The organism is Ruminococcus sp. (genome assembly GCF_016287535.1).
GTDB lineage: Bacteria > Bacillota > Clostridia > Oscillospirales > Ruminococcaceae > Ruminococcus.
On sequence record NZ_JAEFAJ010000008.1, the window covers coordinates 25,221 to 47,802 of the forward strand.

A 22,582-nucleotide genomic window follows, 5' to 3' on the forward strand; every position below is an offset into this window, starting at 1 on the left:
ATTATACACTATTTCTCGCAAAAAGGGAAGTGTTTTTTGAAAAAAATTTTATTTACGGGATATAATAATAAAAATACATATATTGACAATAAAGAGCAGAACTGATGCGATATTTAATATGTATTTTTTCCTGCCCATTGCTCTTTTTACAAGGTACAGATCTCCGTTTCCGAAGAAAGAGCACAGTACCGAGTACCCCGGGTCGCTGACAAGGAACATGGCGGACATTATCCATAAGAATAGTCTGATATATCCGCTTGGAAGCAGCAGATAAACGAGAACAAGGATATACGCTGTCAGCGTTGTTCCGATTATACCCGCAAGAGACATATATATCCATGCTTTCGGAATATCCCTGTTATTCTCGTCGCATATCTTTTCCTCGTTTTCAAAGGTGACTTTGGTTCCGCCGTGATAGCTGAACCATTGTACGCTTACAAGTTTAAGACCTGCCTTCTGACCGGCTATGATGTGGAAAAGCTCATGGGAGACATGGTAAAGCAATCCTGAAATGGCTAAGAAAATTATTATCAGAGCATATATTTTCATAAGAAACAGAGTTCATAGCCTTTATCAGTAGTACCGCTTCAAGCCTATTACCTTGCCGAGGACCTCCACCTCGTCCACGATGATAGGCTCCATAGTGGTATTTTCCGGCTGAAGGCGGTAGTGTCCCTTTTCCTTGAAGAAACGCTTTACAGTAGCCTCCTCGCGGTCTATGAAGGCTACGACTATATCTCCGTTATCTGCGTAGTTTACACGCTTTACTATTACTATATCTCCGTCAAGTATGCCTGCGTCTATCATGCTCTCTCCGCGGATTTTCAGCGCAAAGAGCTCCTGAGGATCGACGCCGGGAGCTTCAAAGCCTATATATCCCGTGATGTCCTCAACGGCTGTGATAGGCTGTCCTGCGGTAACTGTACCCATTACGGGAACAGATGTGGTGCCGCTGTTGGGCAGGCGCAGGGTGCGGTTGAGATTGCCTGTTTTCTCGATAAGTCCCTCGCGGACAAGAGTTTCTATGTAGCGGTGAGCGGTGGACGTGGACCTGAAGCCCATAGCGTCCATTATCTCCCTTACAGACGGTGACATACCGTCGCTGAGACGGGATTTTATATAGTTGAATACCGCTATTTCTTTATCCTTCAGCATATTATTTCTCCTCCGAAAGCTTTTTCAGTACCATTTTGGCTATCTTGTATGCGTCTCCGCAGCCAAGTGTTATAACGAGGTCGCCCTCCTGTGCGTGGTCGCAGACATAGTCGCATATCTGCTCAAAGTTGGCGTACTTGCGCTCGTCTGTCCACTCTGCGGACTCGTCCTGCGGGAACCAGATACAGCCGGGTATCTTTTCTGCAAGATGACGGGTGAAAATACCGTAAGTGTTCTTCTCGCGGCTTCCCATGATATCGGTGAGCACGGCATGATCGGGTATCTGCAGCACTCTCGCGAAATCGTCAAGGAGCAGCTTTGTGCGTGAGAAGGTGAATGGCTGGAACACAGCCCAAACCTGCCTGAAGTTCATCTCCATTGCGGCGTTGAGGGTAGCTTCGAGCTCTGTGGGGTGGTGAGCGTAGTCATCGACTACGGTTATGCCCTTTTCAAAGCCCAGCTTTTCAAAACGGCGCTTGGCTCCGCGGAAGTCCTCAAAACCCTGCTGTATGAATTTGAAGTCAACTCCCACATAACGTGCAGCCGCAACAGCTGCAAGGGAATTGAGCACATTGTGTATGCCTGCTACATGAAGCGTCACGGTTCCCAGCTTTTCGCCCTTATACATCGCGTCATAGGTGGTGAGAAGTCCGTTCTCGTGCTTCACGTTTTCGGGGTAGTAGTCGCAGGAGCTGTCCTTGCCGAATGTGATTATCTCCTTGCCTGTGATACCCTCAAGCGATTTCATGGAATTTTCGTCGGAGCCGTTTACGATAATGCACTTCGAGGCGTTTTCGTTGAATTTACGGAAGGACTTTATTATATTTTCAAGTGTGCCGAAGTAGTCGAGGTGGTCGGCATCGATATTCAGGATAACGGCTATATCAGGGAAGAATTTGAGGAAGTGATCCTCGAATTCACAGGACTCGCACACCATTATATCGCTCTTGCCGGCAACTCCGCTTCCGCCTATACAGGGGAGCTTTCCGCCGATATACGCGGAGAGGTCAATTCCTGCGGTGAAAAGTATCTGCGTTATCATTGAGGTAGTGGAGGTCTTGCCGTGAGTTCCCGAAACACATATAGCATTGCTGTACCAGCTCGTGACTATGCCGAGAAGATCAGCTCTTTCGAGTACGGGGACTCCGCTTGCCCTTGCTGCCATGAGCTCCGGATTGTCAGCCATGATAGCGGCTGTGTGTACGATAAGATCCGCGCCCTCGATATTTTCGGCTCTCTGACCGATAAATACGGGTATGCCCATTTTCCTCACAGCGTCGAGAGTCTCGGTCTCGTTGTTGTCAGAGCCTGTGAGGTAATAGCCCTGAGAGTGGAGTATCTGCGCCAGGGGATACATTCCCGAACCGCCTATACCGATGAAGTGTATGTGCTTTTTTCCCTTTAAAATGTTGATATCCAAAATGATCACCTTTCCTGAATGAATTTATATAACACAGGGGCATAAGCCCTGAGAAACAGTCTGCGTAAGAAGTTTCAGCTGTATCTCCACAGAGTTGTTATAATATTTTTGACTTGGTTTCGCATAAAAAGCTTGCATTTTTACAAAATATGAGTTATAATAGTTTACAGGTTTACTTTCAACCGAAATTAATAGTTATAAAAATGAAATATTTCGGTGCTCGTACCGTTGATCACATAGAGTGTATTAAGGAGGAAAACTATGGAAATTACAGATGTAAAGATCAGAAAGATCATCTCTGAAGGCAGGCTGAGAGCGGTAGTTTCGCTGACTATCGACGATATGTTCGCTGTACATGACATTAAGGTCGTACAGGGCGACGAGAGACTTTTCGTTGCAATGCCAAGCAGAAAGGACGAAAACGGAGTGTTCCGCGATATCGTTCATCCCATATCGGCTGCGGCAAGAAAGATGTTTGAGGAAACCATACTCGAAGCCTATGAAAGACAGCTTGCCGTTCTCGAAACTGAGGAAACGTCTCCTTCAGAAGAAGCAGTTTAAAATTACTGTATAAGGACCTGCATTTTGCAGGTCTTTTTTATATTCCGAGGATACGCGCTGCCTTGAGTACCGCTATCTGAGTTTTTCCGTCGCGGATAGTTCCGTCCATTACCTGCTTTACAGCCTCTGAGAGCGGTATGCGCTCAACGTCGAGGAATTCGTCGGGGTCAAGATCCTGTCTGTTGAATTTCAGTCCTCTTGCAAGATACATATAGGTTATCTCGCTGTTGTATGCGGGAGTGGGAAGCATTTCGCCGAGATAGACATACTCCGAGCAGTAATAGCCTGTTTCCTCAAGAAGCTCGCGCCTGCCGCATTCGCTGTGATCCTCGCCTTTTTCAAGCTTTCCTGCGGGGACCTCCCGTGTGACCGTCTGGAACGGATAGCGGAACTGCTTCACGAGAAATATCTCATTGTTCTCGGTTATCGGTATAACACATACTCCGCCGTGGTGGTGGAGGACATCGCGGACTGCGGTCTTGCCGTTTTCAAGCTCGGCGCTGTCATGGGTTATGGTGAATATGGGACCTTTGTATATAAGGTCGCTGGATACTGTTTTTTCCTGTAAATGCATTACTGATTCTCCTTTTTATCGAAAAGACTGTCGCAGTGGCTGACTGCGGTCTTTATTTTACTGCATGAGTCGTAGCCGTACCAGTGCCTGAAGGCATAGTCGTTATCCTTTCCGTCTTTGCGGCGGAAGAGGAGCACATATACTGCAAGTGCTGCGGCTGCGCATATGCTTATTATAATGCCTGCTGTAAGGTAAGGCGTCCTGTACCAGAATACTATGGTGTTTTTGCCTGTTTCAGCCCTTATTGCCATGAAGCCCTCGTTTACACGCTCCACATCAGCCTTTTTGCCGTTTACCTCAGCTGTCCAGCCCTTGCTGTAGGGTACGCTGAAAAATATAAGCTGCGGTTTCGGGAGCTCTATTTCCGAAACGAAACCGTGAGAGTCATATGTGAAGCTGTCGGCGCAGCACTGCTGCTTCTGACGGCAGAAGAACTCGTATGTCCGGCGGTTCATTGCCGCGGACATGGACGGATCAAGCTCAATGAGTATATCACTGTACTTTTCAGCCTGCTTGTCGGAAAGTACAATGGAGCGGAGCATTATTATCTCGCGGTTGAGCTCGTTCTTTTTTTCTGCCGCGGACTTTGTGATGTATGTGTCGTAAGCCCAGCCCATAGGTATGAACAGCTTGTTTTCGTAGATCTCGAAGTTGTCGGTCTCACCGGCGTATTCAAAGCCGGTAAGCTCGTCGGGGATTATAACTCCGCTTATGTCTTCTGCGTCGGAGGAAGAAGTTATTTTTCTTACCTTTGGCGCGGAAGCGCCTGAAACCAGCTCGTCATAGCTGCAGCCCTTTTTCTTCTCCTTGTAGAAATACTTTACCGAGAGCAGACTGCGCAGAGGATAGTGGTGGAGTGTAGGACGTGATGCCACGTCGCGGTTTATGCCGACAAATCTGTAGAATTCCATTATGGACGGATCTACGACGCTGTGAAATGCTCTTATCGAGGGGATACCCCATATCATAGAGGCGTTTTCGGTGTTGAAGCCGGTGTCGATGCGGAAAAAACTGTTGCTGTCCGGCATTTCGTACACATCGTCCTCATAGTCTATGAACTCGCTGATGTATTCCCTTGCCGAGCTGACATTGTCAGCGGCATACAGTGTGGTGGTAAATATGCATATCAGAGAAGAGGCACAGGTCAGAAAAACAACGAAATCCATGCGGAGAGTGCCCTTTTTCTTCCTGCGGAATATAAGGAACGCGCAGAACAGCATTGCGGCTGCAACGCCTATAATCAGCCAGAAATAGGGGATATCCTCAGGCATTGAGAACAGACGGGGCTTTTTGCCCTTGTCGGGCTTTGCCGGCAATGCTCCTGTTACCGCAAAGGCTGCGAGAAACAGTGCGCTGATCTTCAGACCGCGGGAGCCGTCGGACTTTTCGTCGTCAATAGTATGTGCGGTCATCATTGCCATTATCAGTATCGGCATATAGAACCACCGCGCGTAATAGTAGGAGTTCATTGCCTGAAAAAGACTGTTCAGTATCGGTATGAATGCGAATATTATGCATATCACCGTAAGCTTTGAAGCCCAGTGCTTCTTCCTCAGATGCATGAAGGATATGACGCCTGCCATTGAGAATAACGGCAGATAGCCGCCTATTGACGCCCACATTTCATAGTTCGTACCGAAAAGCACAGGGTAGCCCGGCGGGTCGCAGGGCATGAAGAAGCTCTGTATTATCTTTGGTATCAGCGTTTTGTCCGCATATACTACCATATCAGTGCCGTAGAGCCTTTCGCTCAGACGGAAATTTCCCATCAGTGCCATTGCCGAGGGCAGAAGTATGAATGCTGCAAGAAGAGTGCCGAGAACGGCTTCAAGACAGAGTCCGAGGAATCTGCGCCATGAGGTATGAAAATCAGGACTTTTCCTGCGGCAGAGGTAGTATATCACAATGAATACTGCCTGACCTGCGAAGAAGTAATAGTTCACGCAAGCCATAAGCGCGACAGACAGCGCAAAGACGCCTTTTCTGCGGCAGTTGACACATTCCTCCACCGCTATGAGCATCAGCGGAAAGAGAGCGGTGACATCCTGAAAGTGATTGAAGAATATATTGAATATCTGAAATCCGGAGAACGAATAGAGCAGCGCTCCGGTAAGAGCGGCATACTTGCCGCGGACAAAACGCCTGATATAAGCGTAGGCGGTGAGTGCCGCAATTCCGTGCTTCAGCGCAAGCACGAAGGGTATGGCGTGGAGCAGTATGCTTCTCGGCAGAAATGCCATAAGCCAGAAAAACGGACTTCCGAAAAGGTAGAATGAGTAAGAAGTCATAAGGTCGGAGCCAAGATCCGTCAGCCAGTTCCAGCCGAACTGTCCGCTTTGTACTGCTGTGCTCGCAAGACAGTTGAATGGTATCTGCTGGGCGTTGAAGTCGCCGTAGTATATGAAATAGCCGCGCTCTGTCAGCAGCATGGGGAGCATTGAAAGCAGCATGGTGCAGAAGCCCGCAAGGAATGCTGCCAGATATTTTTCTTTGGTGCAGCCTGAGCCACCGAAGCTCCTTTTCACAATAATGTCCTCCGTAAAAAAAGATATACATATGAATTATATCACAAACCGCTCGAAAATGCAACAAAAATCGAATATATTTTCGACAAGCGGTCTTTGGTCAGCTAAAGTCTGACGGCTGAGGGCTGATAATGCGGCGGCGGTTGCTTTTTTTTTAATAGTGTGGTATAATTAAAAGAATGCTTATGACAAAGGAATGAAAACGTAAATGGAAGTTTACCTTGATAATGCGGCTACTACAAAGCCCTGCGCTGAAGCTGTTGCGGCGGCTGTGGAAGCCATGACCGAAAAATACGGCAATCCTTCCTCTCTTCACCGTGCCGGACTTGATGCGCAGCTCCTCGTTGATGACGCGAGAAAAGCCATAGCTTCGGCAATAGGTGCGGACAGCGGGAATATATACTTTACCTCCGGAGCTACCGAGAGCAATAACCTTGCGCTTCGCGGCGCTTCTGCGGCTTACGGCAGAAAGAGAAAAAAGATAGTTATATCGGCAGTTGAACACGCTTCCGTTGAGGAGACCGCCGCAGACCTCGAAGCAAAGGGCTTTGAGGTCGTGAGAGTTTCTCCCCGTGAGGACGGGCGGTACTACGCCGCGGATTTTGTGAATGCCTGCGATGATGATACCTGCCTTGTCAGCATGATGTACGTCAATAATGAAACAGGATATATCCTCCCCGTAAAGGAGACCTTTTCGGCGGTAAAGCGGAAATATCCCGATATAATCACCCATACCGACTGCGTACAGGCTTTCATGAAGCTGCCTGTCAAGGCTAATACCATGTGTGCCGACCTTATCTCCCTCAGCGGACATAAGATACACGGCGGCAAGGGCGTGGGAGCTCTTTATATAAAAAAGGGAGTGCGTGTGCTTCCGGTAGTTACCGGCGGCAAGCAGGAAAAGGGCATACGTTCCGGTACCGAGAGCGTTCCCATGATAGCGGCTTTCGGAGCGGCTGTGAAGAAGCTTTCTCCGACTGTAACGGAACGCTATGAAAAGGTGAGCGGACTTAAAGCTTATCTGCTGGATAAGCTCAGCGGAATAGAGGGAGTAACTGTGAACTCTCCGGAGGACGGCTCGCCTTATGTGGTGAATATCTCCGCAGTGGGAAAGCGGTCTGAGATAATGCTCCATTTCCTCGAAAGCAGGGAGATATATGTTTCCAGCGGCTCTGCCTGTTCAAAGGGACAGCAGAGCGGAGTTCTGGGGCAGTTCGGCATTAGGGACAAGCGTGCGGACAGCGCTCTGCGAATCAGCATGACTGCGGAGACCACGGAAGCGGAGCTTGATATGTTTTGCGAGGCACTCAAAGAGGGTATGGAAAAGGTAAGAGGTTAAGACATATTAATATAGTATAGGAGAAACGGAATGAAAGAGTTAATACTTGTAAAATACGGTGAAATGGCACTGAAGGGTCTCAACAAAAAGACCTTTGAGGATATGCTCATAAAGAACATAAAGCGCAGACTGAAGCCACTCGGTCACTTTCAGCTGACCAGTGCTCAGTCCACCACATATATAACCCCTCTTGACGAGGACATCGACCTCAATGAGGCAGCGGACAGAGTTGGCAAGATATTCGGTATCGCCGCATACTGCCGCGCCTGCGTATGCGAGAAGGACTTTGAGGATATATGCAATAAGAGCTATGAGTATCTTGACGAGGTGCTGAGCAGCGCAAGGACCTTCAAGGTCAACGCAAAGCGCTCGGACAAGGCTTTCCCCATGAAATCCCCTGAGATATGCATGGAGCTGGGCGGAAAGCTCCTTGAAAGGTTCCCTAATCTCACTGTTGATGTAAAAAATCCTGAGGTTACGGTAACTGTGGAGATACGTGACGAGAATGCCTTTGTTCACGCTGAGAATATCAAGGGAGCAGGGGGACTTCCCGTGGGAAGCAGCGGAAAGGCTCTGCTTCTTCTCTCCGGCGGTATAGACAGTCCCGTAGCAGGCTATATGATGGCAAAGCGCGGAGTTCACATAGCTGCAATACACTATGTCAGCCCTCCATATACCTCGGACCGCGCACAGCTCAAGGTGGAGCAGCTCTGTCAGAAGCTGACGGACTACTGCGGCGGCATAGCCTTCTACTGCGTGCCCTTCACGGAATTGCAGGAAGCTATAAAGGATCACTGTCCGGAGGAGTTCTTTACTATTATAATGAGAAGGCTCATGATGGAGATAGCTCAGCGCATTGCAGCGAAGGACAACTGTCTTGCTCTCATAACAGGTGAGAGCGTGGGACAGGTGGCAAGTCAGACTATGGCTGCTATGGTGTGTACGGACGCGGTGTGCCGCATACCTGTATTCCGTCCCTGCGTCGGCATGGACAAGACCGAGATAATCGAGATCGCACGAAAAATAGATACCTTTGATACATCAGTGCTCCCTTATGAGGACTGCTGTACAGTATTCACTCCCCGTCACCCTAAGGTGAGACCTCAGCTTGCGGATATCGAAAAAGCGCAGAATAGCTTCGATTTCGAGCCGCTTATACAGAAAGCTGTGGAAAATACTGAAATGAAGACGTTTAATTTCGAGGATTCTTTTTAAGTTTTTCACAAAATAATCACATCTTTTTTGTATAATGTAAACTAAAGCAAGGACGGCGATTTAGTGGTTAGCGTTAATTTTTCTGAATGTGACACCGATAAACTTGACAAAACAGTCACAAATGTTGTAAAATTATTAGAACGGAAAGGTCTGACTATCGCTACGGCTGAAAGCTGTACCGGCGGACTTCTTTCTGAACTTATAACATCAGTATCGGGCGCGTCTGCGGTCTTTGAACTGGGATTATGTACTTATTCCGAGCGCATAAAGACTGAATTTCTGGGGGTACCTGCCGGAACTATACGTGATTTCGGCGTGGTAAGCGAACAGACGGCACTTAGTATGGTCAGGGGACTTAAAAAGTGTTCGGGTGCAGATGTGTGTGTTTCCGTTACGGGTATAGCAGGTCCTTCGGGCGGAACTGCGGAAACGCCCGTCGGAACGGTGTATATCGGTTTCGATATCTGCGGCAGAGAGTTTGTCAGACTGCCGGAGCTTTGGAAGCTCAGCGATATGAGCAGGAGCAATATCAGAAAATGCGCGGCTGTTTATGCTTTTGAAACTGTAGAAAAAATGCTGATGGAGGCGATCACAAACTGATGAGCGACAAATTCAATGAAGTTAGCTCAGAGGCTCAGCGCAGAGCTGAGAAAATAAAGGCTATAAGAAGGTCTATACACGGAGAGGCTGAGGTCGCTCCCACGACCTATGAGAATAAAACGGAAATCGAACGCACGGAAAGTATATCCGAACGCATATTGAGGGCTAAAGAAAAAAAGCAGTCCACTGCGGCTGATATACTCGACGAGCTTGACGCTGCTATCGCATATGAAAAGGCTCTGGCTGCAAAGAGAGCTGAAGAGGCTGCAAAAGCCGCTGAATTATCAGCAGCTAATGCTGCTCCCGATATATCGGATCTTATCCCTGAACTGGGAACTCCTGTTCAGGCAGAGCTGAAGGAGATAGCAGAGGAGATAGCAGGCGACTTTACAGATACTGCCGGTACGGCCGCTGAGACAGGCGATCTTACCGGAAATGAGATAGCTGAATACGGTGAATATGTTCCGGAAGAGGCTATTTCATTAAATACTGACACTGAGGAAGCTGATGATCTCATTTATGAGGATCAGGTCTCTGATACTGTTTATGAGGAAACAGCTCCCGGTGTTGTTTACGGAGACGAAGCTTCAGACGTCATTGACGAGGGACAGGCTCCGGACGTTGTTTACGAAGATGAAGCTGCCGGTGTGCTGCCGGAAGATGAAACAGAGCAGGCTGCAGAGGTGACAGAGCCGGCGGCTGAAGAAATTATACCCGAAAAGAAAGAAGCTGTTACCGGGGGATTCAGTGTGCCTGATGAAAAGCTGCGCACGGATACTGCGGAAACTATTGATAATAAAGCGGAGATAAGCCCGGCGCCTGCAGAACAGGCTGCTGCTGCGGTCGAAGCTCCTGCGGAAAAGAAAAAACATAAGAAGAAAAGGAAGAAAAGTCTTAAACAGCGCTTTATCGGGCTTTTCCCTCATAAGGGAGACAGCGTCGGGGAGTGCATAAGAAAAGCTGTGTTCCTTTGCAGCATGATCGCGATAATCATCTGCGGCTGCCGCATAGCTGATTATTACTACGACCGCTGGACAAGCAAAAAGAAAAACAACGAGATCATGGAGATATATGATCTCTATGCGGAACGCGAACCCCAGGTAGTGATCGAGGATACCTCCGAGGGAGACCCGCGCAAGCACTATAACGGTATGCTTGACGGAGCAAGAAAGCTCTATGATATAAACAATGAGATCGTGGGAGTTATAAATATCCCTGATACTCCTGTCAATAACCCTGTGCTCCAGGCTGAGGACAACGACAAGTACCTCAGAATGAAGTACGATCTCACGGAAAATGACGCAGGTGAGATATTCCTCGACTACAGGAACCATTTCGACGACGTGGGAGAGGACGGATACCTTAAATACCCCAATTCCGACAACCTTATAATCTACGGACATAATATGTACGACGATCAGATGTTCGGATCACTTAAATATTACATCAGGAACGAGGCGTATTACGGGCTTCACCCCATTATAAACCTCAGCTCCAACTATGAAAAGTACCAGTACAAGATATTTGCATTTTTCGTACTTGACGCTGCAGATGAAACGGATACAAAGTTCAGATGCTGGGATATGCTGGACTTTGCCGATGAGACAGCTTTCTATGACTTTGTCAATGAGGCAAAGAGAAGATCTGTATTCCTCAACGATGTTGATGTTGAATACGGAGATCCTCTGCTCACGCTGTTTACTTGCAGTACCTATTTCCCTGATGAAAGGGGAAGACTTATCGTTCTTGCAAGACAGGTCAGAGAAGGTGAGGATCCGTTGAAGGGCACTCAGCACAGCTGGCTCAATCCGAATCCTAAGTGGCCTACTATCTACTATGCGGATTATCCGAATGAGCACTATGATCCCGACGCAGAATTCATTCCCTACGGTCCAAAGGGAGGAAAGTGACAAGTATGAGCAGATCTATCAAGATAATTTCAGCCTGTGCCGCCTGTGCGGCTGCGCTGGGACTCGGCGCTGTGGCTGTTTTTCTCAATAACGACAAGAAACAGGTACCGACAATCAGCAAAAGCGAGGAAACGACAGTCCCTGTGGAAACGACCACTGAGCCGCTGATACCGGAAAATCTCTCGGACAGGTACTCTTACGTTCCTTCAAGAACAGGTGAGTGCGAGAGGACAAAGTCACTTAAACGGCTCAACAAGGATATAATGGGTTATATCAAGATAGACGGTACACAGGTGGATTACCCGTTCCTGCTGGATCCGGGAGAGCTCAACGGAAGTGACCCGTATTACGGAGAGGGTAGTTATATACCCGATTCCTACTATCTTGAAAAGGATATTTTCAGACAGTATTACGACAGGGGAAGCCTGTTTGCGGATTACCGCAATATATTCGGCAGCAATGAAGCCGAGCATTCGGAAAACCTTGTTATCTACGGTCATAACTGGTACGACGGCACTATGATGGGCTCCCTCAGAAAATACCGCTCCGGAGCTGATTTTTACAATCAGTACCCCTTTATAAAGGTTAGCTCCAATTACAGGGATTACGATTACGTTATTTTTGCTTTCCTTGTTACAAGCGGAACCTATGACGCTACAGACTTCCATTACTGGAATATGGAAGAGATAGACACTGAAGAGGAATTCAACTTCTACATCGACTGCTGTAAACGCTCATGGTGTATAGATACAGGCATAGATGTGAAGTACGGCGATCAGCTCCTGACCCTCTCTACCTGCTATGCGGACTGGGACAACTCTCGTTTCATAGTCGTGGCAAGAAAGCTCAGGGACGGCGAGGTAGCAGGAGACCTTAATTCAGTGCAGCATACTGAGGAATTCCTGAAGGCACAGAAGGAAGCTGCTGAAAACGCTGCAAAGCAGGCTGAGGAGCAGCCTCAGCAGTAAGCGGCTATACTATTATAATAAAAGGAGATCGTTATGAAGGTACAGACAATGCTTAAACGTGCGGCAGCTCTGACTTCCGGCGCCCTGGTCATATCAGCTTCTTCAAGCGTGACCATTGCGGAGGAAGATACCACGTTGACCACTACGTCGTCAGTCACTGAGACGGCGACTGCTGATGTAACAACAGCTGCGGGAACGGAAGCAGTTTCTGAAGTCTCTGACGAAAAAGAGGACAGGGATATCACAATGCCTGAGGACTGGGAAAAAGCTGATGTCAGCGATTACGGTTCCAGTCTTTCGCTTGTAAGCTATGAGCTTGCTACTCCGGAAATGGCAAAAGTCGGCGAACCTGTTGATCCTTACGCCGGTCTTTCCGAGGAAGAGCGCAAGGCGCTTGAGGAAAGCATTGCTAAAAAGAAAAACGCTCTCAGAAAGGCTACGCCTACTCTGTCAAAACACGCGGCAACAAGCCATACAAAGGAGCCTACAGTCGTGGAGAGAGTTACCTCCGGTGCTGCTGTCGGTGATATACCGGCTGAAAGAACAGCTCCGGACGTTGAGGAGCAGCCCGGCAAATTCGCCTTTGTTACCTACGGCTGGGGACACGGCGTCGGAATGAGCCAGAACGGCGCTAATTTCTACGCGGCTTATGCCGGATGGACTTATCAGGATATCCTGTACCATTACTATCCGGGAACTGAACTGATGAATACAGAGGAGACTGAAGAGGAAGAACTCACTATAGCCCATCAGCCTGCAGGAGATACCCTGAAGGTGGTTTCGGAGATCGTTAACCGCGAGGTTGGCGGTAGCTTCTCCTATGAGGCTATCAAGGCTCAGGCAGTCGCTGTATATACTTATTTGAAATACAACGGAGATGATTCAAGCGATCTCAGAGGCAAGCCTGATCCTCCGCAGATAGTTATAGACGCCTGCAACGACGTTCTCGGCGAGGCTCTCTTCTACGACGGCAGCTACGCTCTTACAGTGTTCTCCGCTTCGAGCGGCGGCTGCTCCGCAAACTGCTATGAGGTATTCTACGCTGACTACCCGTATCTCAGAAGCGTGCCCAGCGATTTCGACGCAGCCTTTGATCCTCACTGGGGAACAGTTACATATATGAGCGCGGAGGACGTGAAGAAGAAGCTTGAGTCGCTTTATCACGTAACTCTTTCCGATGATCCCGGCAACTGGATCCAGCCTGTATACTCTGAAGAAACAGGCTATGTCACCGAAGTCTGCATAGACGGTCAGACAACGGTCAAGGGATATCCTTTCTCGCAGAGAATGGGACTGAAATCATCTAAATTCAATCTTACATATACATACGATTGATAAAACGGCTCAGTGCCGTATACGAACATAGAACAAAAGAAATAAGTCTTTGGGTATCAGTGGGGCAGGTGTCTCATCGTATTCAGAGACTTATTTCTCCTTTTGGGTGATGAAAGGTGAAGCCAAGAGGTGAAAAATTCCTTGAAATTATCCGAAAAGGTGAAAAAAGGTGAAATTACTGAAAAATATTTAACGAAAAAGAAAACGTTTGTTTCTTTTCTTGCTAACCGCAAGTTAATGATTGAACAAAATCGACGAAATATCTTTGATTTTGTGGAGAAAAATCATTGAAAACACGAATTGTTTTTTTGCTCTATTAATGCTAAAATAGGTTTAGGGTGAAAAAAGGTGATTGGATGTGAAATTTTCCAAAAAGTGGTGAATCATTCCTGAGGTTACAAGAAAGGAAGGCGAAGTTCTATGACAGATCTGTTATGCGGTACATATTACCCCAGCATAGATCAGAAGGGTCGTATGAGCTTCCCCACAAAGCTGCGAGAGATACTCGGAGCTGAATTCTTCCTTTGTCAGGGACATGATGACGCTTACATCGCCGTTTACTCGCCGGAAGCATTTCAGGACTACTGTGATAAGCTTTATTCCATAACAGGCAAGAAGGGCGCCGACATCAGGCGTAAGCTCCTTGCAGGTGCGGATAAGCAGACCCCCGATAAGCAGGGACGTATATTTATCACACAGCAGCTCAGGGATCACGCCGGGATCACCGATGAGGTGGTCGTTATCGGCTCAAACAACAGAGCTGAGATATGGAATAAGTCCAAGTGGGAAGAATTCAACAGTGGCATCAGTCAGGAAGAGATCAACGAGGCACTCGAGGATCTTGTTATCTGATGCGGACGTTTTTGCCTTCGTTGCCGATATAACGTCGGCTGTAAGGAGAGAATTGTTTAATGGAATTCAGCCATATACCTGTAATGCTTGAGGAATGTATCGAAGGACTTGACATTCGTCCCGACGGTATCTATGTTGACGGTACCGCAGGAGGAGCAGGTCATTCCTCTGCAATTGCAGCCCGCCTCGGTGAAAAGGGCAGGCTCATCGCTCTTGACAGAGATCCGGACGCAGTCGCTGTAGCGACACAGCGTCTGTCTGTATACCCAAATGCAAGGGTGTTCCACAGGAATTACTCTGAGATAAGAGCGGTCCTCGATGAACTTGATATCGACTATGCCGACGGTATCCTTATGGATCTTGGCGTTTCGTCATTTCAGCTTGACGAGGGAAGCAGAGGCTTTTCTTACCACTCTGACGCTCCGCTCGATATGAGAATGAGCAAGGAGGGAATGAGCGCAGCCGATGTTGTGAATAACTTTTCGGAAGCTGAGCTTGCAAAAATTATATTTGAGTACGGAGAAGAAAAATTCTCCAGAAGAATAGCTTCAAATATCATTAAGGCAAGGGAAGATTCACCGATAGAAACAACATTGCAGCTTGCGGACATCATAAGAGAAAGCGTTCCTCAGAAAGCGAGACGTGAAAAGAACCCTTGTAAGAAGACCTTTCAGGCAATAAGAATAGCTGTCAACGGAGAATTCGAGCACCTTGAAAAAGGACTTGAGGAGGCTTTCTTCAGTCTGAGGGCAGGCGGTCGCCTTGCAGTAATAACCTTCCATTCCCTTGAAGACAGACTTGTAAAACAGAAGTTTGCGGAATGGTGCAGAGGCTGTATTTGTCCGCCGGATTTTCCCCAGTGTGTATGCGGACGCAAGCCGCAGGGAAAACTTGTGAACAGAAAGCCCTTGGAGGCTAAAGAACAAGAACTCGAAAGAAACAACAGAAGCAGAAGCGCAAAGCTCAGAATAATAGAAAGGAGTGCGGAAAGCAATGGCTGAAAACACTGTACGCTATTATAACTACGAAAGCTATGACGATGCAGGCTCGGACGAGACAACCGGAACAGGCGACGTTATGCGTGATGGAACTGAGCGTAAGACCGAGATACAGATGAGAAAGAATGAAGCCCGCAGCGGCTCCGTGATGATGATCATATTTGTATCCCTTCTGGCAGCCGCACTGCTTGGCTCGGTCATCTATTCGCTTGACAAGCGCAATACAATGTACAACAAGGTATTCGCCCTGAACGAGAAGCTCGATAGCGCCGCAGCCGAAAATGTAAGACTCCAGTCTGAACTTGAAGGCAAGGTTTCTGCCAAGAGTATTGAGGAATATGCAAGATCTCTTGGAATGGAGAAGATAAACTCCTCACAGATAAATTATATTGCCATACAGACGGACGACGTCGTAACTATTCCTGAGCAGGAAAAAGGTCTGATAGCGAAAATAAAGTCCTTTTTCGACAAGTGCGTGGAATATTTCAGAGGGTAGTACCAATATAAATATAACAACGGACTGCCTGTATAAAATGAACACTATCGGCGAAACAAAATATATATAAATGCCGAAGTTATATGTAGAACAAGGAGATACAGCGGGTGATCGTAATAACGGAATCGCAGTTCCCGGATCCGGGCGGAATAAAGGATCCGGGAGCGGCAGTTCCACGCTTGAATAGCGATAAATCCTTCGTCGTATCAAAAGAAAGGACATCCCAGAAAAAAATAAGATGTTCAGAGGCGGGGCATATAAATACCCTGCCTTTATTTATTTATACAGATCATCACGGAAGGAAGATTTTTCAGTGATAAATACAAATCCGTCAAAGGCCATGAAGTTCAGGACGAAATTCGTAATGACGGCTGTATTCAGCGTACTCTTCGTGGCAGTTGCTGCGAATTTTTTCAAGATATCGGTCCTCGATAACAAGAAATATCAGAATATGGCAAATAATCAGCACTTTGCCTCTATGACGATATCAGCCCACAGAGGCTCTATATATGATTCAAAGGGCGTGGCTCTCGCAAAGAGCGCTACAGTGTATACAGTCTTTGTTGATCCCAAGCAGTTCAGCGAGGACGTAAAAAGGCTCCAGAATCGCATAGACAAGAGAAATCTTGACAAGGCAAACGGCAATTATGTGCCTAAGTTTGACGAGGAAGGAAACGAGCTCGATGTGCTGCCGGCTTCTTCAGATGAGTTTGTGGCAAAGGCTACAGAGTTCATATCCATAAAGCTTGAAATTGCTCAGAGCAAGTTCTCGGCGGCGCTGAAAGCGGATACACAGTACAAGGAACTGAAGAGCAAGGTGGAAAAATCCATTGTCGATGATATTAACGAGTATTTTGACAATATGGGATTTGTTTCCATAGGCTATGTCGAGGATACAAAGCGCTACTATCCTCAGGAGGATCTCGCGGCAAGCGTTGTCGGATATACGAACGGAAATATATTCTACGGCGTGGAAGCCTCCTACAACAAGTATCTTTCCGGCGTTGACGGCAGAACTATATCTGCCAAGGACTCCCACGGAAACGCTCTTCCGTACAAGTATTCAAAGACATATGATCCCAAGGACGGTTCGGACGTGTATCTCACCATCGACAGAGAGATACAGTACATACTTGAAAAAAATCTCAAGAAAATGTGCGATGAGCATTATATAAAGAACCGTGCCTGTGCTATACTCATGAATCCCAAGACAGGCGCTGTACTGGGTATGGCGCAGTATCCGAGCTATGACCTCAACAAGCCCGAAGAGATAAACACCGATATGCTGTATCAGAAGGTATACGCAGAAAAGGCGATATATAATCCCACCAAGGAAGACGAGGAGAAATACGAGTCAGAGGTGCTCGAAAGGCAGAAGAGAAACAAGTGCATCAGCGAGCGCTACGAACCCGGTTCGGTGTTCAAGATAATAACAGCTGCAGCAACACTTGAAGAAAAAACAATAGATACGGAGACATGGACCCATTACTGCAGCGGCGTTGAATGGTTCAAGGACGGTGATAAGGACTTCCCTATACATTGTCACGAAACAGGCGGACATAAAGTCGAGACATTTCAGCAGGCTCTTACGGATTCCTGCAATCCGGCGTTTATGGCGCTCGGAAAGCTGCTCGGCGCAGAGAAATTCCACAGCTATTTTGAAGCCTTCGGATTCAAGGAGGAAACAGGCATAGATCTTCCTGCGGAGGCTGTCGGCGATATACCTCCGCTTGTAAAAACTGAAGGCAGAGAGGCAATGACCCATATCGACCTTGCATATTCCTCATTCGGACAGTGCGAGACTGTTACTGCCATAGAACTCATAACAGCGTGCAGTGCCGCTGTAAACGGCGGTTATCTCCTCCAGCCCTATGTTGTTGACAGAGTAGTTGACGGCGACGGCAATATAGTTCTGAAAAACGAACGCACCGTAAGACGTCAGGTCATATCCGAGGACACCTCCGCTAAAATGCGTGAGGCTCTTGAAACGGTCGTTGTCGATAACCAGAAGGGCAATGTTTATATCAAGGGCTATGCTATCGGCGGAAAATCCGGTACATCGGAAAGACGAAGCGAACCGGAAGTAGTGCGCAATCTGAACGATAATAACATAACCGAAGGAAACGGTCTTGAGTACGGAGCTTCATATATATGCTTCACTCCTGCTGACGATCCGGAACTGATACTTCTTGTGCTTGCGGATATGCCGGACAACTCACCGGGTGCTTATTACGGAAGCGGCGTTGCAAAGCCGTGCGCGGCTGATATGCTCGACGAGCTCCTGCCTTATCTCGGAATGAGTCCGGAGTATAACGAGGAAGAACTCAAAAACCTTGACATAAATGTGCCTCAGCTCACGGGTTCGAGCATTGACGACGCTGTAAGGATACTGGACGAAAAGGGCGTAAAGCACGTTGAGTACGGAAACGGTATCGAAGTCGTTGAGCAGTCTCCGCTGACCGGCAGAACTATGGCCAAGGACGGCTGTATATACCTTTATACGGAAAAGTATACTGAAAGCGAGAAGATGGTACAGGTACCGTTTATCGTGGGCTGCTCTATGGAAGTAGCGAATCAGTCGCTGAGCCAGGCAGGTCTCAATTATATCGCAAAGGGAGTCCTGAACGTGCAGGACGGAGCATACGTAAAGAAACAGAGCTACGCCGGAGGGACGATGGTGCCAAAGGGAACAGTCGTGGAACTGGAATTTGAAACCGAAACATTTACCGACTGACAAAATGAACGCGGTATATTTTCAGCGGATATCATAAACATAATAAAGAAAGAGAAGCAGAAAGACAGGAGGCAGACAAGATGAAATTGAGCGACCTTATAGAAGATAATGCTGTTACAGCCATAGGCGATACCGAGATAAGTTCCGTGACTGATGATACGCGCAAGGTGACTGAGGGCAGCCTCTTTGTCTGCGTTAAAGGCGGAAGCTTTGACGGACATACCGCGGCTGCGGAAATGCTTGAAAAGGGTGCGGCGGCTGTAGTTTGTGAGCGCGATCTCGGACTTGGTGACAGACAGATAATCACCGGTAATTCAAGAAAGCTCTACGGACAGATCTGCTCTGCGTGGTTCGGCCACCCGGAGCGTAAGATGAAAATGATAGGTGTTACCGGTACGAACGGCAAGACCACTATTACAAACGTGATAAAGCATATCCTGATGAAGAACGGTCACAAGACCGGTCTTGTGGGTACTATACAGAACGAGATAGGCGACGAGGTGCTGCACACTGACAATACTACTCCTATGGCATATGATTTCATGGAGCTGCTGGCTAAAATGGCGGACGCAGGCTGCGAGTACGTTGTCATGGAGGTATCCTCCTTCGGTCTCTGCCAGTACAGGATAGGCTCATCATACTTCGATGTCGCTGTATTTACCAATCTTACGCAGGATCACCTCGATTATCACAAGGATATGGAGGACTATTATCAGGCTAAGAAGATGCTGTTCGATATCTGCGGCTGCGCTGTAGTCAACATCGACGACGATTACGGCAGACGTCTCATGGGTGAGATAAGCTGCAGGAAGTACGGCTTCAGTGTAAAGGAAAACGCGGATATCTATGCGGACGGCATAAAAATAAAGTCCACTGGTTCAAGCTTCTGGTTCTGCAGGGACGGAAAGTCCCACCTCATAAAGACAAGGATGCCGGGGCTTTTCAATGTATCGAACATAACCGCGGCTATCGCTGTCTGCATTGAGGAGGGTCTCGGCATAGACAGCATAATCCCGGCTATAGAGGAGTACAACGGCGTAAAGGGTCGCTGCGAGATAATCCCTACGGGCAGGGACTTTACTGTGATATGCGACTACGCTCACACTCCCGACGCTGTTGAGAATATCCTCAGAAGCGTAAAGGAATATACGGAAAACGACCTGATATGCCTTTTCGGCTGCGGCGGCAACCGCGACGCGGCAAAGCGTCCGAAAATGGCACAGGCTGCGGCAAAATACGCTGATAAACTCATTGTTACCTCGGATAATCCGAGAAACGAGAAGCCGGAGGCTATCATCGACGACATACTTGCAGGACTTGAAGGAATGTCCGTGAACTACGATGTTGTGACCGACAGACGGGAAGCTATATATCATGCCTTGAAAATTGCTGAGAAAGGTGATATAATAGTACTTGCCGGCAAGGGACATGAGGATTATCAGATACTTGCGGGCATGGAGCATATCCACTTCGACGAGCGTGAGGTCGTCGCTGACGGACTTAAACTGCTCGATCAATAAGAAAACTGGAGTTGTTATAAAAAAATGTCAATGTCTTTCTGGATAATCAACCTTCTGATAGTGCTTTTGTCATTCGTTATCGCAGGAGTATCTGGTATATTCCTCGTTCCTTTCCTGCACAGGATAAAGTTCGGTCAGCCTATAAAGACCGTGGACGGTCCGAAATGGCACGTGAAAAAGCAGGGAACTCCCACAATGGGCGGTTTCATGTTCATTATATCCACCATAATCGCCGCCATTGCCGGCTACTGGATATGCAGATGGAAAACAGGCATAGATGCCACCGATAAGGAGAGCTTCAACGGCTTTTACATGATGCTCAGCTGTATAGTATATGCGGCTTCCTTCGGACTTATCGGATTTATCGACGATTTCCTGAAGGTTGTCAGAAAGAAGAACGACGGTCTTACCGGCTGGCAGAAAATAGCCATGCAGCTTGTCTTTTCCGTGGGATTCCTCTTTGCTTTGCGCTGCTTCGGCGATAAATCCACAAAGATAGACCTGGGATTCTGGACCAGTCCTTCGCTTGGCATTTTCTATTATATACTTATGATGGCTTTGATAATTTACCTTACAAATGCGGTAAATCTCACAGACGGTATAGACGGGCTCTGCGGCTCCGTCACCTTTGTAGCCATGCTGATATTCACGGTATGCTGCTCAATACTTAAACAGTACGAGATGATATGCTTTGCTATGGCGCTTGCCGGCGGCTGTCTCGGCTTCCTGCTCTGGAATCTGAACCCTGCGAAATGCTTCATGGGCGATACGGGTTCGATGTTCCTCGGAGCAGCCGTAACAGGCGTGGGACTTATTCTCCACAAGCATCTGCTCCTTATACTTGTTGCAATGGTCTATATCCTCGAAGCTCTCTCGGTCGTTATACAGGTGCTTTACTTCAAGCGTACAAAAAAGAAGTACGGAGAGGGCAGACGTATATTCAAGATGACGCCGATACATCACCACTTTGAAATGAGCGGCTTCAGCGAGTACAGGATAGTGATAACTTTTTCACTCTGCGGCATTATTTTCGGAGTTCTGGGAATAATTACACTGCTGGTATTCTGAGCCGGCATAAATTCATCGTACCTTAGGAGGAAAAATGGCTGCAAGCAAAACTAAAACCAAAAAGAACAGTGCCGTTCCGAACCCGTTTTCGGGCGGCAGGCGCGGAGACCTGAGTCTTTCGTTCTTTGCTTATGTTATGATACTGCTTGTTGTCGGTATCGTAATGATGTCCTCTGCAAGCTATGCGTGGGCATACAGCGAGCACGGCGGCGATGGTCTTTACTATGCCAAGAATCAGGCAAAGAATGCGATAATCGGATTCATAGCCATGATATTTTTCATGAAGATGGACTATCATAATTTCAAGAACCTGAAGCTGCCCCTCCTGAAGAAGCTCAATATCGCAAGCATTATGTATATCGGCGGAGCGGTACTTCTTGTTGCGGTACTCCTGATAGGCAACGACGAAGGCGGCACCATGGGCGCAAGACGCTGGATAGATATAGGTCCCATCAACCTTCAGCCCTCTGAGGTGGCAAAGCTGGCACTGATAATCTTCTTTGCCTACAGCATGGAGCGCGACGGCAAGAAAATGAATACCTTCAGAACCGGTGTAGTGAAATATGCCGCTATACTCGGTGTGTATCTGCTGCTAATAGTTCTTGAGAAGCACATCTCCGGCTGTATACTCATAGGTACTATCGCTGTAGCTATGATACTCTGCGGCGGTGTGAACAGGAAGCATTTCATCGGACTGGGCGCTGCGGCTCTCGGTATCGCCGTTGCCTATATCTCATGGCAGGCACAGGTCCCCGGAAGCTATGTAAGCGTCCGTATAAAATCATGGCAGTCGCCTTTTGCCGACAAGCTCGGCGATACATGGCAGACGGCAAACTCCCTTATCGCAATAGGTTCAGGCGGACTCTTCGGTCTGGGACTGGGGAACTCCCGTCAGAAATATCTTTATCTTCCGGAAACAAAGAACGACTTCGTTTTTCCGATAGTATGTGAGGAGCTCGGCTTTGCCGGTGCCCTTGCCATTATAATCGTATTCTTCCTTCTCATAGTTGAAGGCTATTCTATCGCGGTCCGCTGCAAGGACCGTTTCGGTATGCTGATAGCTGTTGGCATCACAACTCAGATAGGCATACAGACGGTCCTCAACCTTGCCGTTGTAAGCAATCTCATACCCAATACCGGTATAAGCCTGCCGTTTTTCAGCTACGGAGGTACTGCTCTGATCATGCAGCTGGCGGAAATGGGAATAATGCTGAATATTTCACAGCAGAGGTATTACCCTGACGACAAGCCGCGGCAGAGTACAAGGAGATCGCGCAAAAACATGGAAATCAATGAGCCGGAGGGAGCATGA

At 47.8% G+C, this 22,582-nt stretch carries 19 protein-coding genes; 14 read left to right on the plus strand and 5 right to left on the minus strand.

The features are described 5' to 3' along the window. Positions 1-48: 48 nt before the first annotated feature. The 3 genes from QZZ36_RS05120 to murC are packed head-to-tail and all read right to left on the minus strand — an operon-like array spanning position 49 to position 2,575. Positions 49-549, minus strand: a complete 501-nt coding sequence (locus QZZ36_RS05120) for a hypothetical protein (RefSeq protein WP_295077842.1) — start codon at positions 547-549, stop codon at positions 49-51. A gap of 24 nt (positions 550-573) precedes the next feature. Next, entirely contained in the window at positions 574-1,155 is a 582-nt protein-coding gene (gene lexA / locus QZZ36_RS05125; RefSeq protein ID WP_295077845.1) for a transcriptional repressor LexA, read from the minus strand. 1 nt (position 1,156) lies between these two features. Then, entirely contained in the window at positions 1,157-2,575 is a 1,419-nt protein-coding gene (murC, locus tag QZZ36_RS05130; RefSeq protein WP_295077848.1) for a UDP-N-acetylmuramate--L-alanine ligase, read from the minus strand. A gap of 261 nt (positions 2,576-2,836) precedes the next feature. Between murC and spoVG the strand changes: the two genes are divergently transcribed. After that, positions 2,837-3,136 carry a septation regulator SpoVG gene (gene spoVG / locus QZZ36_RS05135; RefSeq protein ID WP_295077851.1) on the plus strand — a complete coding sequence of 100 codons (300 nt, stop codon included), beginning with the start codon at positions 2,837-2,839 and terminating at the stop codon, positions 3,134-3,136. A gap of 37 nt (positions 3,137-3,173) precedes the next feature. Here spoVG and QZZ36_RS05140 read toward each other — a convergent pair whose 3' ends face one another. After that, entirely contained in the window at positions 3,174-3,710 is a 537-nt protein-coding gene (locus tag QZZ36_RS05140) for an NUDIX hydrolase (protein ID WP_295077854.1), read from the minus strand. Further along, positions 3,710-6,235, minus strand: coding sequence for a YfhO family protein (locus QZZ36_RS05145; protein WP_295077858.1), 2,526 nt, complete (start codon positions 6,233-6,235; stop codon positions 3,710-3,712). Before QZZ36_RS05145 ends, QZZ36_RS05140 begins: the two co-directional genes overlap by 1 nt. A 208-nt stretch (positions 6,236-6,443) precedes the next feature. On the opposite strand from QZZ36_RS05145, the gene QZZ36_RS05150 reads away from it, so the two are divergent. From QZZ36_RS05150 to QZZ36_RS05210, 13 genes are all read left to right on the plus strand, one after another. Then, positions 6,444-7,574, plus strand: a complete 1,131-nt coding sequence (locus QZZ36_RS05150; RefSeq protein ID WP_295077861.1) for a cysteine desulfurase family protein — start codon at positions 6,444-6,446, stop codon at positions 7,572-7,574. 30 nt (positions 7,575-7,604) lie between these two features. Beyond that, positions 7,605-8,789: a tRNA uracil 4-sulfurtransferase ThiI gene (thiI, locus tag QZZ36_RS05155; protein WP_295077865.1), complete on the plus strand. Its 1,185-nt coding sequence runs from the start codon at positions 7,605-7,607 to the stop codon at positions 8,787-8,789. Positions 8,790-8,852: 63 nt separating this feature from the next. Continuing rightward, positions 8,853-9,389, plus strand: coding sequence for a CinA family protein (locus QZZ36_RS05160; RefSeq protein ID WP_295077868.1), 537 nt, complete (start codon positions 8,853-8,855; stop codon positions 9,387-9,389). Beyond that, a complete protein-coding gene (locus tag QZZ36_RS05165; RefSeq protein WP_295077871.1) occupies positions 9,389-11,299 on the plus strand; it encodes a sortase in 1,911 nt (636 codons plus the stop codon). The genes QZZ36_RS05160 and QZZ36_RS05165 overlap by 1 nt, the downstream gene beginning before the upstream one ends. 5 nt (positions 11,300-11,304) lie before the next feature. Beyond that, a complete protein-coding gene (locus QZZ36_RS05170) occupies positions 11,305-12,267 on the plus strand; it encodes a class B sortase (protein WP_295077874.1) in 963 nt (320 codons plus the stop codon). A 33-nt stretch (positions 12,268-12,300) separates the two neighbouring features. Continuing rightward, positions 12,301-13,602 carry a SpoIID/LytB domain-containing protein gene (locus tag QZZ36_RS05175; RefSeq protein WP_295077877.1) on the plus strand — a complete coding sequence of 434 codons (1,302 nt, stop codon included), beginning with the start codon at positions 12,301-12,303 and terminating at the stop codon, positions 13,600-13,602. Between the two features lie 420 nt (positions 13,603-14,022). Next, positions 14,023-14,454, plus strand: a complete 432-nt coding sequence (locus tag QZZ36_RS05180; RefSeq protein ID WP_295077880.1) for a division/cell wall cluster transcriptional repressor MraZ — start codon at positions 14,023-14,025, stop codon at positions 14,452-14,454. A gap of 59 nt (positions 14,455-14,513) precedes the next feature. After that, entirely contained in the window at positions 14,514-15,455 is a 942-nt protein-coding gene (rsmH, locus tag QZZ36_RS05185) for a 16S rRNA (cytosine(1402)-N(4))-methyltransferase RsmH (RefSeq protein ID WP_295077883.1), read from the plus strand. Further along, a complete protein-coding gene (locus QZZ36_RS05190; RefSeq protein WP_295077886.1) occupies positions 15,448-15,948 on the plus strand; it encodes a hypothetical protein in 501 nt (166 codons plus the stop codon). Before rsmH ends, QZZ36_RS05190 begins: the two co-directional genes overlap by 8 nt. Before the next feature lie 313 nt (positions 15,949-16,261). Continuing rightward, a complete protein-coding gene (locus QZZ36_RS05195; protein ID WP_295077889.1) occupies positions 16,262-18,682 on the plus strand; it encodes a penicillin-binding transpeptidase domain-containing protein in 2,421 nt (806 codons plus the stop codon). 80 nt (positions 18,683-18,762) lie between these two features. Beyond that, on the plus strand, positions 18,763-20,202 hold the full coding sequence (locus tag QZZ36_RS05200; protein ID WP_295077894.1) for a UDP-N-acetylmuramoyl-L-alanyl-D-glutamate--2,6-diaminopimelate ligase: 1,440 nt from the start codon (positions 18,763-18,765) through the stop codon (positions 20,200-20,202). 24 nt (positions 20,203-20,226) lie between these two features. Next, positions 20,227-21,270: a phospho-N-acetylmuramoyl-pentapeptide-transferase gene (gene mraY, locus QZZ36_RS05205; RefSeq protein WP_295077897.1), complete on the plus strand. Its 1,044-nt coding sequence runs from the start codon at positions 20,227-20,229 to the stop codon at positions 21,268-21,270. 34 nt (positions 21,271-21,304) lie between these two features. Beyond that, positions 21,305-22,582, plus strand: coding sequence for a putative peptidoglycan glycosyltransferase FtsW (locus QZZ36_RS05210; protein WP_295077899.1), 1,278 nt, complete (start codon positions 21,305-21,307; stop codon positions 22,580-22,582).

Excerpts from the sequence above, each read along its gene's own strand:
- QZZ36_RS05140 (WP_295077854.1), bottom strand. The coding sequence starts at position 3,710 with ATGCATTTACAGGAAAAAACAGTATCCAGCGACCTTATATACAAAGGT.
- thiI (WP_295077865.1), top strand. The coding sequence starts at position 7,605 with ATGAAAGAGTTAATACTTGTAAAATACGGTGAAATGGCACTGAAGGGT.
- QZZ36_RS05120 (WP_295077842.1), bottom strand. The coding sequence starts at position 549 with ATGAAAATATATGCTCTGATAATAATTTTCTTAGCCATTTCAGGATTG.
- QZZ36_RS05180 (WP_295077880.1), top strand. The coding sequence starts at position 14,023 with ATGACAGATCTGTTATGCGGTACATATTACCCCAGCATAGATCAGAAG.
- QZZ36_RS05190 (WP_295077886.1), top strand. The coding sequence starts at position 15,448 with ATGGCTGAAAACACTGTACGCTATTATAACTACGAAAGCTATGACGAT.
- QZZ36_RS05210 (WP_295077899.1), top strand. The coding sequence starts at position 21,305 with ATGGCTGCAAGCAAAACTAAAACCAAAAAGAACAGTGCCGTTCCGAAC.
- QZZ36_RS05175 (WP_295077877.1), top strand. The coding sequence starts at position 12,301 with ATGAAGGTACAGACAATGCTTAAACGTGCGGCAGCTCTGACTTCCGGC.
- mraY (WP_295077897.1), top strand. The coding sequence starts at position 20,227 with ATGTCAATGTCTTTCTGGATAATCAACCTTCTGATAGTGCTTTTGTCA.
- QZZ36_RS05165 (WP_295077871.1), top strand. The coding sequence starts at position 9,389 with ATGAGCGACAAATTCAATGAAGTTAGCTCAGAGGCTCAGCGCAGAGCT.
- lexA (WP_295077845.1), bottom strand. The coding sequence starts at position 1,155 with ATGCTGAAGGATAAAGAAATAGCGGTATTCAACTATATAAAATCCCGT.
- QZZ36_RS05170 (WP_295077874.1), top strand. The coding sequence starts at position 11,305 with ATGAGCAGATCTATCAAGATAATTTCAGCCTGTGCCGCCTGTGCGGCT.
- QZZ36_RS05200 (WP_295077894.1), top strand. The coding sequence starts at position 18,763 with ATGAAATTGAGCGACCTTATAGAAGATAATGCTGTTACAGCCATAGGC.
- rsmH (WP_295077883.1), top strand. The coding sequence starts at position 14,514 with ATGGAATTCAGCCATATACCTGTAATGCTTGAGGAATGTATCGAAGGA.
- QZZ36_RS05150 (WP_295077861.1), top strand. The coding sequence starts at position 6,444 with ATGGAAGTTTACCTTGATAATGCGGCTACTACAAAGCCCTGCGCTGAA.
- spoVG (WP_295077851.1), top strand. The coding sequence starts at position 2,837 with ATGGAAATTACAGATGTAAAGATCAGAAAGATCATCTCTGAAGGCAGG.